This window comes from Streptomyces sp. NBC_01341 (assembly GCF_035946055.1).
GTDB lineage: Bacteria > Actinomycetota > Actinomycetes > Streptomycetales > Streptomycetaceae > Streptomyces.
Window position 1 is genome coordinate 662500 of the sequence record NZ_CP108364.1, and the last position, 13578, is coordinate 676077.

Genomic DNA, 13578 nt, shown 5'->3' on the forward strand with positions numbered 1-13578 from the left:
TCATGGCCAAGACCGTCATCGTCGTCGTCGACGGATTCGGCGTCGGCGCGATGCCCGACGCGGGCTCGCTGCGCCCCGGCGACCTCGCCGCCGACACCTGCGGGCACGTGCTCGACCACGCGCGCACCGCGCTGGGCCGGCCGTTGCGGCTGCCGGTTCTCGGTGCGCTGGGGCTCGGGCTGGTCCACCCTCACCCGGATCTGGCGCGCCGCACACACCTGCCGGTGGCCGCGGGCAGGGCCGCGCTCGGCTACCCAGGGGCCGACACCTTCGCGGGCCACCAGACCATGATGGGTGCCGACTTCAGCAGGGTGACGGTGGCACGGCTCGCCGACCACATCGACGAGGTGGCGGGCGCGCTCACCGCGGCGGGACACCGGACCGAACGGCTGGAAGGACAGCCGCTGCTCGTCGTCGACGGTGTGGTCCTGGTCCACGACAACCTGGAGGCCGACCCCGGGATCAACTGGAACGCCTCCGGCCGTCTCGACGACCTCGCCTTCGACGGGCCCGCCGGCATCCTCGCCGTCGCGCGCACGGTGCGGGCCGTCGCACCCGTTGCCCGGGTCATCGCGGTCGGCGGACACGCGGACGGCCCACTCCCCTCGTACGTCCGTCCGGGAGACGGGGGGACGGTCGGTCTGGACACCCCCGCGACGGGCTTCTACCGCAACTCCGGCCTCCAGGTGCGGCATCTGGGCGCCCCCCTCGACCACACCCGCCAGCTCCCCGAACTGGCCGCGCGCGCCGGCATTCCGGTCACCCTGGTCGGGAAGGCCGCGGACATCCTGGTGTGCGATCCGGCACTGCGTCACCCGGCGGTGGAGACGGCCGACGTCCTGGCGCACACTCTGGACGCCGTACGCGCGGGGGGCGACGCGCTCGTGGTGGCCAACGTCCAGGAGACCGACCTCGCGGGGCACCAGCAGGACACCGGGCGCTACGGGCGTCTGCTGGAACAGGTCGATGCCGGGCTCGCCGCCCTCGTCGCGCTGCTCGCCGAGCCGGGCGACCGGCTGATCGTGACCGGCGACCACGGCAACGACCCGACGATCGGCCACTCCCACCACACCCGGGAGTACGTCCCCGTGCTCATCCACCGGCCGGGGGCGGACGGGGTCGAACTGCTGCCGGACGCGGACAGCCTGGCGGACGTCGGCGCGACGGCCGCCGTGTCGCTGGCCCTGGACCCCGGCGGCCTGGCGGGGGGAACCCCTCTCCGCACCGGCCGACGCGCGGCCTGAGAGCCGGGCCCCACCGCCGCGCGACGCCGCTCGCCCGGTCGGCGGCGCCCCGGGACCGTCGTCGCGCGACGGCCTACTGCCGGCCCCTGCCCCGGTACACGTCGAGGTCCGCGTCGAGTTCGACCGCCAGCACCGTCGCGTGCGGGTCCACCTGGCCGCCGGTGGGCGCGTCGATCCAGAGCACTCCGGGCACGTGGCCGAGTCCTCCCGTCACCCGGTGCGCGAGCACGTCACCGTTGCCCAGCACGGTCACGCGTTTCACCGGCGTGCTCAGGCCACGGACCGAGACGGTCTCGTGCGGGGTGCCGAAGCAGACCAGGTACAGCGTCCGGCCGTCGGCGGACAGGGTGCTCGGGCCGTAGTGGTGGCCCGGCGGCAGGCCCGCCACCGTTCCGTGGACCGCCTCGGCGTGCCGGGTGATCCATGTCCCGAGCCCGAGCAGCCGGTCTGCCTGCGCCTGCGGGATCGTGCCGTCCTCCCTGGGGCCGACGGCAAGCAGCAGGTTGCCTCCCATCCCGATCGTCTCCGTGAAGCAGCGGACCAGCTGGCCGACCGACTTGTGGTTGTCGTCGGTGTGCTGGTGTCCCCAGGAGTCGTTGACCGTCAGGCACAGTTCCCACGGTCCTTCCGGGGGCTCGACGGGCAGGCCCTGTTCCGGTGTCGCGTAGTCGCCGTGACCGGTCAGCCGGGCGTTCAGGACGGTCTCCGGCAGCAGGGAGACCACGTCCCGCGCCAACGCGTCCATCTGCCACTGCTCCTCGGAACGCTCCCACTCGCCGTCGAACCAGAGCAGGTCGGGGCGGAAGAGTTCGGCGACCTCACGGACCTGGGCGGCGCGGAAGTCGAGGTAGCGGTCCCAGCGCGCCGGGTCCTCCCGGCCCTCCGGCGGCGTGCTGAACCGGGAGTCGTTGACGGGCACCTCCTGCGGCGCGGGGTGCCGGACCGTGGCGTAATCGGGGTGGGACCAGTCGGAGTGGGAGAAGTAGAGGCCCACTTTGAGTCCGCGTTCGCGGAGGGCGTCCGCGTACCCGGCGACCAGGTCGCGGCCGGCGGGTGTGCGCCGGACCACCGAGAGATCCGAGTGGCGGGTGTCGAAGAGCGCCACGCCGTCGTGGTGCTTGGCCGTGAGCACCGCGTACCCGGCACCGGCGCGCGCGAAGAGTTCGGCCCACGCGTGCGGGTCGTACCGCGAGGCCGTGAATCCGTGCAACTGGTTCATGTACTGCTCGTGGGTGACCGTCCCGTCGTAGAAGGCCCAGGACTCCGCCACCCCGTCCACGGCGTAGATCCCCCAGTGCACGAAGATCCCCAGCCTGGCTTCGCCGAACCACTTCTGCATGGCCATCGGGCACGTCCCTCCGTCCGGCGCCGGCGGACGTCGTGCGTCCGCTTGTCCCGCCCCGCCGCTCACGCTAGGAGCCGTGGGCCCTGCGCCGCGTGGGCCTCCGTCACCACTGCTGGTAAATTCTCACCGTGCCGTCGATCCGTCTGGACCAGCCGCCCGAGGTCGCCGCCGTAGGGGTCGGTGTGCACGGCACGGCCTCCGCGCGCGACGTGTTCCGGCTACCCGGTCTGTGGCAGCTCCATCTGTACGGATACGCAGGCCGGTTGACCGTGGACGGTGAGGTCCACGCCATCAGACCGGGTCACGTGAGTCTCGTGCCGCCGGACACGTCCGTCGAGTTCCGCTATGCCGGGCGTTCGGAGCACCTCTTCGCCCACCTGTCGCTCCCGGGGGCGGGCGAGCCCAGGCAGGTGCCGGTGATGCAGGACGCGGGCGCTCACGCCACCGCGCTGTCGGAACTCCTGCGCCGGGCCGCCGCGGCCGCGGCGGCCGTCGAGCCCGCTCAGGCCTCGGCCGAGATCTGGGCGGCGTTGTGGCGGGTGGTCCGGCTGCCACCGGTCGTACGACAGGTCGTTCCTCATCCCGCGGTCACCGCCGCCGTCGCCTACATGGAGACGCGTCTGGCCCAGCCGTTGACCGTCCCCGAGATCGCCAGGGCCGCCGGTGTGTCGCACAACCACCTCACCAGGCTCTTCAGGGCGGAGCGGGGCGACACGCTCGTCGCCTACATCAGGCGCCGGAGGCTGGAGCGAGCCGGCCATCTGCTCCGGGAGTCCACCCTCTCCATCCCGGCGGTCGCCGCTTCGGTGGGCATCCCGGACCTCCAGGCATTCAACAAGGTGTGCCGCCGCGAACTCGGCGCATCGCCGCGGGCCGTGCGGGCGGGATGGAGCCGAGGCGGAGCGGCGGCCGGATGACTTCGGGGGCAGCGGCCGCCGAGGTCTCCCCTCGTCAGAAAGTGGCGGAGTCAGGGCTTTTGGCTCGGTTCGGGGTGTGAGCCGCACGGACCCGGGTAGGCGAACTCTGCGCGTGCGGGTTCGCAGACGCTGCCGGCCGAAGGAGTACGACCACCATGTCGACATCCATACAGGCACCGATGGCGAAGAGCGGTGTACCGACGGCACTCCCGGAGATCCCCGATCCGCGGAAGGTCGCCCCGAAGGACGCCCGCGCGTTGAACAGGCTGTTCTTCGACCGGCTGCAGGCCCTCGACGAGGGCACGGCCGAGTATCAGTACGCCCGCAACACCCTGATCGAGATGAACCTCTCGCTGGTCCAGTTCGCCGCCGGCCGCTACCGCAATCGCGGCGACGGCCAGATGGAGGACATCCTGCAGGTCGGGACCATCGGCCTGATCAAGGCCATCGACCGCTTCGAACTCGCCCGCGAAGTGGAGTTCACCTCCTTCGCCATTCCCTACATCGTCGGTGAGATCAAACGCTTCTTCCGCGACACCACGTGGTCGGTCCACGTGCCGAGGCGGCTGCAGGAGCTGCGCGTCACCTTGGCCAAGGCCAAGGAGCACCTCGCCACCGCCCTCGACCGGGACGCCACCGTGGGCGAACTGGCGGAGCACCTCGCCATCAGCGAGGAAGAGGTCATCGAGGGGCTCGTCGCGTCGAACGGCTACACCGCGGGCTCGCTCGACCTGCCCGTCGACGGCACCGAGAACGACAGCGCCGGAGCAGCGAGCCGTACCCAGAGCGACCTCACCGGCGACTGCGACCCCGGCATGGAACTGGTCGACAACCTCCAGAGCCTCGCGCCCCTGCTGGAGACGCTGGACAAACGCGAGCGCGCGATCGTCGGCATGCGCTTCGGCCAGGAGATGACACAGGCCCAGATCGGCGAACATCTCGGGCTCTCCCAGATGCACGTCTCCCGGCTGCTCAGCCGTATCGTGGCGAAGCTGCGCGAGGGCATGCTGACGGAGGACTGAGCACCGCGTAACCGGGGGACGTGCCCGGGGCCACGGCGGAGGCGGTCACGCCTTGTCGACTCCGGTGCAGTACGCGATGGTCGCGTCGTCCGCCGTCACCCCACGGCGCGACTCCGCCTGCCGGACCCTCCGGACGATGTCGTCAGGGCCTCGTGACGCCAGGGTGGCCAGGACCTCCGGCCAGCCGGCGAGCCGGAAAGGGTCTACGACCCGGGCCGCACCGTTGCTGAGCAGGGCGACGCCGGTGACCTCGGAGACCGGACGGCTCCCGGTGATCGCCTGGTCCGCCGCCCGGGGGTCGTCCTTGGCCACCCAGAACCCCCCGTGCCGGTTCCGGTGGGCGCGCATGTCGCGGAGCAGCCGGCGGTACTCCTCGCCGTCGTCCGGGAGGGCTTCGAGCGCGGACCGGTAAGGGCGGCAGACGGCTTCCTCCCGAGGGTCCGACACCACGACCGGCGTGCCGTCCGGCACGTCGAGCACGAGGACCGCGTCGCCCAGAACCAGGTGGTCGACGTATCCGCCGGACGTGCGCACGACGGCCACGGCTGCCGACGGAGCGATGGGATCGGCGACGTCGCAGGTGTCCCGGTGTGCTTCCGTCACCCGTTCGATGGCCTCCGCGAGAAGTGCGGCGAGGCTGCGCCCGGGGGCGAGGGGCAGAAGACCGAGGAGGCTGCCTCCCAGGCGCCCGGCGTACCAGGCCACTCCATGACGGCAGACGGCTTCGGTGCCCGGGATGCCGGCTCCGTCGATCAGCACCGCCGCCCCCGGCACGGCGCCGATGAAGTCCTCGTTCACGCGCCCCGGCCGGGCCGGTACGGACGTCATGGTCACCCGCATGCCTGCCACCTCTCTCTTCCGGCCGTCCCGACGGCGGCACCCGAACCCCGTCGATGCGGCGCGATCACCGTAGCCGTCCCGCGGCGCCCGCTTCGGTCCCGGGGCAGCGGCGACGCCGGGGGCGCTCATCGGCGCGCGACGTCCTCCACGGCGGCGACGGCCTCCGCCAGGCCGTGCGGGTGCGGCAGTCCTGGCACGGACCGGCCCGCCCAGCCCGGTCCGAGGGTCAGGACCACGGGCTTCCTGCGGGCCCCGCGCACCCCCCACTCCATCGCGGCCACGTGCTGCGCCAGGGGGCCGCTCGCCGTGCCGCGCGACTGGGCCCACAGGCCGACAGCCGCCGGCCCCGTCCTGCGCACCGCGCTGACCAAGGACTCCGCCGGCAGGGCGCCTCCGAACATACGGACCGGGAGGCCCCGTTCGGCGAGTGCGGCGACCAGGACCTCCAGCGGCAGGGTGTGATGCTCCCCCGGCACACAGGCCAGGACGGTGACCGCCCCGTCGCGGCCGCCGGCCGTGGGCGGGGCGTGGCGCCGCAGCACGCCGGAGATGTGCCAGGACAGGAAGTGCTCGACCTCGACGTACCTCTCGCCCGAACCCTCCCACTTGCTGCCGGCCGCCTGCAGTGCCGGCATGATCACCTCGGACCATGCCGTGACCAGGCCGTGCTCCTCGATCGCGACCGCCATGAGGTCGTCCAGAGCGGCGGGGTCCAGGCGCAGCGCGGCGCGGGCGACGCCTCTGCACTCGCGCCGCACGTCGCCCAGCCGAAGGCCGCTGCCCGCTTTGCTGCGGCCTCGGTGCGGGGGTGCCGTCGAGGGGCCGGTCGCCTTTGCCGCGCCACCCACCTGGTCAGGGGGCGGCGGATCCGGCGACGCTTCTCCGCGCGCCTGGCGGGCGGCTTCGGCCGGGGGCACCCCGGTGGCCGCGAGGGCGCACATCCGCTCCAACCGGGCCACGTCGACGGAGGTCCAGCGGCGATGCCTGCCGTCGGTGTGTCCAGGAGGCCCGAGGCCGTAGCGGCGGTCCCATGAACGGACGGTGGTCGGTGCCACTCCGAGCCGCCGTGCCACCTCGCCCGTGGACAGACCACCGCTTTCCCGCGGTTCCCGGAGGGGACCGCGAGCCGCGTCGTTCGCGTGGCCGCTCACACCGCCAGGATACGACGCACAAACGACGCATGTTGTTCGCGTCGCTTCGCCTCCCGACACTGGGAAACACGAGATGCCTGCCGCACACACAGCGCGGGAACAGCGGACACGGCGCCGCCATGCGCCGTCCGCGGTGACGTGACCGGCTTACGGACGCACCGATCGACGGGCGCCCGGACAGGGCGGTCACACACAACTCCCGGCCCGGGCGCAGCCGTCGTCGACGGCACGGCCTCCATCGGTGTACGGCGGCACCCGAGACCGACGCAGGAACGCGACTCCGCAACCGGCGGACTGTCCGACCGAAGGAATGATCCCCATGACCACCCGGACCCCCCTCGCCATAGCCGCAGCGGCCATCGGCGCCGGAGCCCTGACCCTGGGCCTCACCGCGCCCGCCGTGGCGTCCTCCGGCACTCAGAACGCGGACAAGGCCATGGTGTCCGTGTTCCACGGCGTGCCCGGCATGACCGTCGACGTGTACGCCAACGGCGACCGGCTGCTCGGTGACTTCAAACCCGGCACGGTGACCGAACCACAGGCGCTCGACCCGGGTACGTACGACATCCAGGTGTTCAAGGCAGGACAGGGACCCGACGGCACACCGGCGATCGAGAAGAAGATCAAGGTGCCGGCGGACGCGAACGCGACGATCGCCGCGCACTTGTCCGCGAACGGCAAGCCCGAACTGACCGCGTTCGTCAACGACGTCTCGAAGGTCGACGACGGGAAGGCCCGGCTGACAGTACGTCATGTCGCCGCCGCACCTGCCGTCGATGTGCGGGCGGGCGGCCAGCCGGTCTTCACGGGACTGGTGAATCCGGACGAGATGACGACCGAGGTCGATGCGGGGAAGATCAGCACCGACGTCACGCTCGCCGGGACCGACACCGTGGCCATCGGCCCCGCCGACCTGAACCTCAAGGAAGGCACCAGCAACGTCGTCTACGCCTGGGGCAGCGCCGACGCCAAGAACCTGGCGCTGAAGACCCAGACGTTCAGCACCGCGGAATCCACACCGGCGGCCGTGCAAGCGGGTGGCAGTGGTGCCGCCGCGGCCGGCCCGAACTCCCCCGGCGACTGGCAGGCCTGGGCCGCTGCCGCCGGGGTGGTGACCCTGACCGGCGTGCTGGTGGCGCACAGGTACGCCGGCCGACGTGGCTGACGTGGCAGATCCGGCGCCCGCGTGCCATGTCACGCGACGGCCCACCGGCCTGCGGGGAGCACGGCGTCCTGACGCGGGTGCTCCCCGCCCCTCTTTTGTCACTGCTCTGCCACAGAACGCGGGCCGGGCGGCAACCTCCGCCGCGCGCCGCGCATCCAACCAGTGCCCGGCGGACCCGCCACCGACCAGCACCAGGGAGCAGACATGACCCACAGGCGTTCCACGGCCGCAGCTGCCACATCGTTCCTGCTGCTGAGCGGCATCGTGATCACCGCCGCACCTACCGCGTTCGCCGGCACTCCGGGCGGCACCTACGCCGACGACCGCGACTGCGACTTCGACGGAGACGGCTACGACGACGTCCTCACCGGCGCTCCGGGCGGCGCGGACGGCGGCAGGAAGGGGGCGGGTTACGTCACCGTCCAGTACGGCTCCGCCAGCGGTGTGGGCACCGCGACCAGCGTCCCGCGCGTCCGCACCGCGGTGTTCGGCCAGTCGACCGCGGGCGTGCCGGGCACCCCCGAAGCCGGTGACGGATTCGGCACCGCCGTGGCCACCGGGGACCTCGACGCCGACGGGTACGACGACGCGGTCATCGCCACCCCCGGTGAGGACGAGGGCCCGGTCGCCGACGCCGGCAGGGTGATCGTCCTCTACGGGTCGAAGGGCGGATTGACCTCCGCGCGCGGCGCCACGCTGCGGTCCGCCGCACCCGTGGCGAACGCCCGCTTCGGCTCGGCGGTCGCCGCGGCGCACCTCAGCGGGGCGACCCCGGGCGACGACCTCGCCGTCGCCGATCGCACGGGCACCGACCTGTTCACCTACGCCGCGGGCTCACTGCGCGGAGCGGGCCGCCTCCCCGCGTCCGGTGAACCCGGGCGCGAGTCGATCCGGCCGGCCTCCCTGACCACGGGCAACTACGACGGTGACGGATACGCCGACCTGGTCGTGTCCGGTCTCGGCCTGGAGCAGGACGGCCGGAGCTGGTCGGCCGTGTACATGGGCGGCGCCGAAGGGCCGGCGTACGCCCGTGACCTCACCGGCGGCACCGCCTCGGCCTCGGGGGACATCAACGACGACGGGTACGACGACCTGGTCTTCGGAAGGCCCGACAAGCCCGAGGACGAGAACGAACCCCTCACGGGCGGCATCGTCGGCGTCTTCCTCGGCACGGCCCGCGGCATGGCGGACGTCGGTGAACTGGGCACCCCCGCGCAGGTCTGGACCCAGGACACCGCCGGTGTGCCGGGCACCGCCGAACTCGGCGACGCGTTCGGCGCCGACGTCTCCCTCGCCGACATCGACGGGGACGGTCACGCCGATCTCGCGGTGGGGGTGCCGGGCGAGGACGTCGGTGCCGTGGCGGACGCCGGTGGGGTGCGGCTGCTGCGCGGATCGGCGACGGGGCTGACCGCGGTCGGCGCCACGTCGTTCGACCAGAACTCGGCGGGCGTGCCGGGCACCGCGGAGAAGGGGGACCGCTGGGGTGGGCAGGTCCGTCTCGCCGACACGGACACCGACGGACGCTCGGAGCTTCTGGCCGCCGCGCCGGGCGAGAACACGTCGGACGGAGTGGTCTGGTGGCTCGCCGCGTCGACGAACGGGACCGTCAGCACGGGCTCGTGGTCGTACGGCGGGGGATCGCTCGCCGCTTCCGGCGCGGATGCGCTCTTCGGCGCGTCGATCGACGAGTGAGGTGACCGGCGCGCCGCCTATCCGGCGGTCCGCGTGGCCGCACGGCGTCACCGCCCGGTACGGGGCAGCATGGACCGGATGGAATCCCCGACACAGCCGGAGCGGACACCCGACGGCCGGTACATCGTGGTGAACGGCCGCCGATGGCGTGCGACGGACCCCAGGATTCCCGAGCACGTCGCCGCCGCCCTGCGCCGTCACCTCATGTCGGCCCGGCGCGCGGTGGGTGCGGCACGCCGGGCCGGGGACGAGGTGGCGGAGGGCACGGCCCGCAGCAGGGTGCACATGGCGAAGGTGGCGCTCGGTGAGCGCGGCGCACCGTGGTGGGACCAGTCCCTGGCGGAGCGGCGCGAACGCTGGACGAAGGGCGCCGCCGAGCTGGACGCCGCCCGTGGGGAGGACGCCGACGAGGATCTCGCGGAGGAATGAAGGCCGGCGTGCGGCGGCTGCGCCCCTCGCGGTGCAGGCCCGGCCGCTCATGGGCGGTGGGGGTGAGGATCCGGCGTGCCGGGCACGCCCGGTGAAGTCGCCCTGTCCGGCTGAAGTGCCCCGATCACTTCAGCCGGACAGGTGAGGGCGGCTCAGGAGGTCTTACTCGCCGTGGCCGTGGTGGCCGCCCTTGCCGTCGCTGTGGTGCTCGCCCTTGCCGTCGCTGTGCTCGTTGAAGTCCTCGCCGCCGAAGTCACCGTTGATGCAGGTGTTGCCGGCGCTCGGGTTCAGCAGACCGATGATGTTCACCGAGTTGCCGCACGCGTTGATGGGGATGTGGATGGGCACCTGCACGACGTTGCCGGACAGCACGCCCGGCGAACCGTAGGCGATGCCCTGCGCACCGGCGTCGGCGCTGGCCGCACCCGAACCGGCCAGAACCAAGGCGCCCGCGGCCACGGTCAGGACCGCCGCACTTCCCAGCTTGAACATGATGTCTCCAGACGTGTGGGCGCCGCCCCATGAGGGGCGGCGGACTGCGTCCTACACTGCGCACGCCCGCCCGCCCGTCTGCGCTGACACGCCTGTTGGCCGGTACCGGCCCCCTCGAACGGTGGACCCGGACGGGCCGGCCGAAGCGTTCGATCCGGCGATCGGGCAGCATGTCCGCAGCATGGGCAGTCGGTACCGCTCGCCGACGCCCCGCAGCGACGATGGAGGAACGGGCCGATGGCCGCATGGAAGGTGGCGCCGGACGCAGGCGCGCTGGGCCGCAGACACTGCGCGCACGCGGACGTGGACGAGCACCGGCCCGAGCGGGAGAGTGCCCCGGCCTGCGACGACTGCCGTACAGGCGCCCCGTTCGTGGGCCTGCTGCGCTGTATCGCCTGCGGGCACGTCGGGTGCAGCGACAGTTCTCCCGGTCAGCACGCCTATGCCCATGCCCGGACCTGCGGTCACCCTCTGGCCCGCTCCCTGCGTCCCGGTGACGTGTGGGCCTGGTGCTACGAGGACGAGCTCTTCCTGCTCCCCGTGGATGACGACGGCCGTGCGTCGTGACCGCACGCGCATGACATCCCGGCCGCGCGACAGCAGGACACACCGTCGTGCGCGGCCGGTAGGGAGGGACGGGGAGAAGGCGCGGCCCTGCGGGGGCGTTAGGTCCGTTCCACGTCCTCGGGCCCGCGCATGGCCCACCCGATCAGACCTGTGGCCGCTCGCCCCGCCGGCTTCAGCATCCACCGCTCCCCCGGTTCCCAGCGCGGAAGGCCCAGTTCGCCGGTCGCCCAGCGGGGCAGGAGGGCGACAGCGTTGGCCGCCAGAGCCCCGTAGAACGGCATCACGAAGAACGGGATCGGCGGCCGCAGCAGCAGGTACCGGGTGGTCTCCCGCGCCTGCGGCGTACCTCGCAGTTCCGGCCGGTACCTCTCCAGGCGGGCGCGGAGGGCCTCGGCCGACCGGGGCGGGGACGTGACCCCCAGGGCCTCGGCGATGCGCGCCGTCTCCGCGACGTAGCGGGAACATTCGCCGTCCGTGAGGGGGTGCGCCCCGAACGTCTGGTGCGCCTCCAGGAAACTGTGGGTCTCCGCGATGTGCACCCACTCCAGCAGATGAGGGTCGGAGGCCCGGTACGGCACGCCCTCGTCGGTCACGCCCTGGATGCGCGCGTGGACGGCCTTGACGCGCTCGCAGGCGGACTGTGCGCTGTCGGCCGTGCCGTACGTCGTGGTGGCGAGGAAGGTGCTCGTGCGCTGGAGCCGCCCCCAGGGGTCGCCCCTGAACCCCGAGTGGGCGGCCACCGCGGCCATGGCCTGCGGTTGAAGGGACTGCAGGAGCAGCGCGGACAGTCCGCCGATGAACATCGCGCTGTCCCCGTGGACGCGGCGCACGGGACTGTCCGGCGGGAACCAGCGGGGGCCGGGCGTGTGGTGGATCGCGTCCCGGTTACGGGGGCCGTCCGGACCGGCCACGCGCTCGAACAGGAGCCCGCCGGCGCGCCTGCGCAACGCGTCGAGTGCATTCGGGAGAACGGCCATCGACGCTCCTCGCGGTTCTGCCGCCGGCTCGCACAGCCGGCTCGGGCTGCCCGCCCGGCGGATGCGTCCGGGACGGAACCGGCAGCCGTCATCTCATGGTCCTCACGGCGCGGTGCGCCCGCCACTCCTCGGAGCGGATCGGCCTGCGTCCGATCATCGCCCGCGGGGAAGGAGGACCATCGTGCCCAGCGTGGGCACGGAGCACGAGGGGACCCCAGGAGCCGCAGTGATCAAGGTCGAACGCGTCATGCACTCGAGCCGATGTCGCGACGAGATCGTGGCCTACATGGCCGACTTCTCCCACACCGAACAGTGGGACCCGGGCACCATCAGCTGCAGGCAGGTGGATGCCGGTGCTCCGGTGGAGGTGGGCACCACATGGCTGAACGTGTCGTCGTTCCGCGGACGCCGCACCGAGCTCCGCTACGAACTGACGCGGATGGACGACGACCGGCTCACCTTCGTCGGACGCAACGGGACGGCTACGTCGACGGACGACCTGCACTTCGAACCGGACTCCGGCGGCACCCGCATCACGTACCGGGCACGGGTCGAGTTCCACGGGCTCGCACGACTTGCCACACCCGTCCTGAAGAGGGAGTTCGAGCGGCTGGGGGACGAGGTCTCCGAGCAGCTTCCGGCGGCGCTCCAGGAAGCTCTGGGGCCCTCGGCGTCCGGGCGACAGCCGTGACCGGGGGGACCCGGGAGCCTGCTCACAGCCGCCGGCGAGGAGCCCGGGCCCCAGGCGCCGGCGCTCAGCGCACCCGGCCCCGGGCCTTCAGCGCACCCGGAGGGAGAGCCGGCGCGGGCAGGCGCCCGCCGCCGTAGCCCCGCACCTCACCGAAGCGGGAGCCCTCCATCCAGTCCAGGCGGGCCGCCTCGACCTCCCCGTGGGACCGTCCGACGAAGTTCCACCACATGACGATCTCCTCCTCGAACGGCTCGCCGCCCAGCAGCATCAGTCCGGCGTCGGAGGCCGCGCGGAGCGGCAGTTCGGTGCGCCCGCAGCCGAGGTAGAGCATCGATCCCGGGAGCACCGGCACACCGTCCACCTCGGCCTCGCCCGACATCGACAGCACCGCGTACTCGAAATCCGGATCCAGCGGCAACCGGGCCCCGGCGCCGGCGTCCAGCTTGATGTCGGCTCCGACGATCGGGGTGTACGCCGTGCCGGGTGAGGCCGTCCCGTCGAGCTCACCGAGGATGACGGTCGCGGTGAGGCCCGGCGCCGTGACGGTGGGCAGGCCGGTGTGGTGCTGGAAGTGCGGCTCGACGTGCCGGTGCGCGTCGGGAAGGGCCACCCAGAGCTGGGCACCGTGCAGGTATCGGGCATGGGACTTCGGGCTCTCCTCGGAGTGGCTGATCGCCCTGCCGGAGGTCATCAGACCCAGCTCGCGCGGACGGATGGTCCGCAGGCTTCCCAGGCTGTCACGGTGCAGGACTTCGCCCTCGTGCAGCCAGCTGACCGTCTGCAGCCCCATGTGCGGGTGCGGGGGGACCTGCATTCCGGCCTCGTCGGCGATGTCGTCGGGGCCGTAGTGGTCCACGAAGGCCCAGGCCCCGACCATGCGGCGGCCGAGGTTGGGCAGCAGCCTGCGTACCTCCGTGGACTCCCCGAGCTGGACGCGTCGCGGAGTGAGAAGTTCACGCACGGGCTCGGCCACGACGAACCCCCGCCCTCCGCAGACGGAGAGCGGTGCCTGACGATCCAGATTGCTCATGGCGCACAACCTA

Annotated in this window: 14 protein-coding genes; 8 read left to right on the forward strand and 6 right to left on the reverse strand. The window is 72.7% G+C overall.

All coding sequences use genetic code 11. The features are described from left to right. The first annotated feature begins 2 nt into the window (after positions 1-2). Complete coding sequence (locus OG206_RS02975) at positions 3-1244, forward strand: phosphopentomutase (protein ID WP_327111858.1); 1242 nt, start codon at positions 3-5, stop codon at positions 1242-1244. 73 nt (positions 1245-1317) lie between these two features. On the opposite strand, the gene OG206_RS02980 is transcribed toward OG206_RS02975, so the two are convergent. Continuing rightward, complete coding sequence (locus OG206_RS02980; RefSeq protein ID WP_327111860.1) at positions 1318-2589, reverse strand: alpha-L-fucosidase; 1272 nt, start codon at positions 2587-2589, stop codon at positions 1318-1320. Between the two features lie 128 nt (positions 2590-2717). Between OG206_RS02980 and OG206_RS02985 the strand changes: the two genes are divergently transcribed. Further along, a complete protein-coding gene (locus OG206_RS02985) occupies positions 2718-3506 on the forward strand; it encodes an AraC family transcriptional regulator (protein WP_327111862.1) in 789 nt (262 codons plus the stop codon). Positions 3507-3661: 155 nt separating this feature from the next. Continuing rightward, positions 3662-4528, forward strand: a complete 867-nt coding sequence (locus OG206_RS02990) for a SigB/SigF/SigG family RNA polymerase sigma factor (RefSeq protein WP_442805787.1) — start codon at positions 3662-3664, stop codon at positions 4526-4528. A 45-nt stretch (positions 4529-4573) separates the two neighbouring features. On the opposite strand, the gene OG206_RS02995 is transcribed toward OG206_RS02990, so the two are convergent. Together OG206_RS02995 and OG206_RS03000 are read right to left on the reverse strand one after the other, a co-directional pair. Next, positions 4574-5368 carry an integrase gene (locus OG206_RS02995; protein ID WP_327111864.1) on the reverse strand — a complete coding sequence of 265 codons (795 nt, stop codon included), beginning with the start codon at positions 5366-5368 and terminating at the stop codon, positions 4574-4576. Positions 5369-5493: 125 nt separating this feature from the next. Continuing rightward, positions 5494-6519 carry a MerR family transcriptional regulator gene (locus OG206_RS03000; RefSeq protein ID WP_327111866.1) on the reverse strand — a complete coding sequence of 342 codons (1026 nt, stop codon included), beginning with the start codon at positions 6517-6519 and terminating at the stop codon, positions 5494-5496. 319 nt (positions 6520-6838) lie between these two features. Between OG206_RS03000 and OG206_RS03005 the strand changes: the two genes are divergently transcribed. The 3 genes from OG206_RS03005 (at position 6839) to OG206_RS03015 (ending at position 9808) form a co-directional block, all read left to right on the forward strand. Continuing rightward, entirely contained in the window at positions 6839-7684 is an 846-nt protein-coding gene (locus tag OG206_RS03005; protein ID WP_327111868.1) for a DUF4397 domain-containing protein, read from the forward strand. A 204-nt stretch (positions 7685-7888) separates the two neighbouring features. Next, complete coding sequence (locus tag OG206_RS03010; RefSeq protein ID WP_327111870.1) at positions 7889-9379, forward strand: FG-GAP repeat protein; 1491 nt, start codon at positions 7889-7891, stop codon at positions 9377-9379. Positions 9380-9457: 78 nt separating this feature from the next. Then, a complete protein-coding gene (locus OG206_RS03015; RefSeq protein WP_327111872.1) occupies positions 9458-9808 on the forward strand; it encodes a hypothetical protein in 351 nt (116 codons plus the stop codon). 162 nt (positions 9809-9970) lie between these two features. On the opposite strand, the gene OG206_RS03020 is transcribed toward OG206_RS03015, so the two are convergent. Beyond that, on the reverse strand, positions 9971-10300 hold the full coding sequence (locus OG206_RS03020; protein ID WP_327111874.1) for a chaplin: 330 nt from the start codon (positions 10298-10300) through the stop codon (positions 9971-9973). Positions 10301-10537: 237 nt separating this feature from the next. Here OG206_RS03020 and OG206_RS03025 point away from each other — a divergent pair, with 237 nt between their 5' ends. After that, entirely contained in the window at positions 10538-10867 is a 330-nt protein-coding gene (locus tag OG206_RS03025) for a UBP-type zinc finger domain-containing protein (protein WP_327111876.1), read from the forward strand. Positions 10868-10965: 98 nt separating this feature from the next. On the opposite strand, the gene OG206_RS03030 is transcribed toward OG206_RS03025, so the two are convergent. After that, positions 10966-11844, reverse strand: a complete 879-nt coding sequence (locus OG206_RS03030) for an oxygenase MpaB family protein (RefSeq protein ID WP_327111878.1) — start codon at positions 11842-11844, stop codon at positions 10966-10968. 181 nt (positions 11845-12025) lie between these two features. Between OG206_RS03030 and OG206_RS03035 the strand changes: the two genes are divergently transcribed. Continuing rightward, positions 12026-12535 carry an SRPBCC family protein gene (locus OG206_RS03035; protein ID WP_442805788.1) on the forward strand — a complete coding sequence of 170 codons (510 nt, stop codon included), beginning with the start codon at positions 12026-12028 and terminating at the stop codon, positions 12533-12535. A 64-nt stretch (positions 12536-12599) separates the two neighbouring features. On the opposite strand, the gene OG206_RS03040 is transcribed toward OG206_RS03035, so the two are convergent. Continuing rightward, positions 12600-13565: a pirin family protein gene (locus OG206_RS03040; protein WP_327111880.1), complete on the reverse strand. Its 966-nt coding sequence runs from the start codon at positions 13563-13565 to the stop codon at positions 12600-12602. Positions 13566-13578 lie beyond the last annotated feature (13 nt).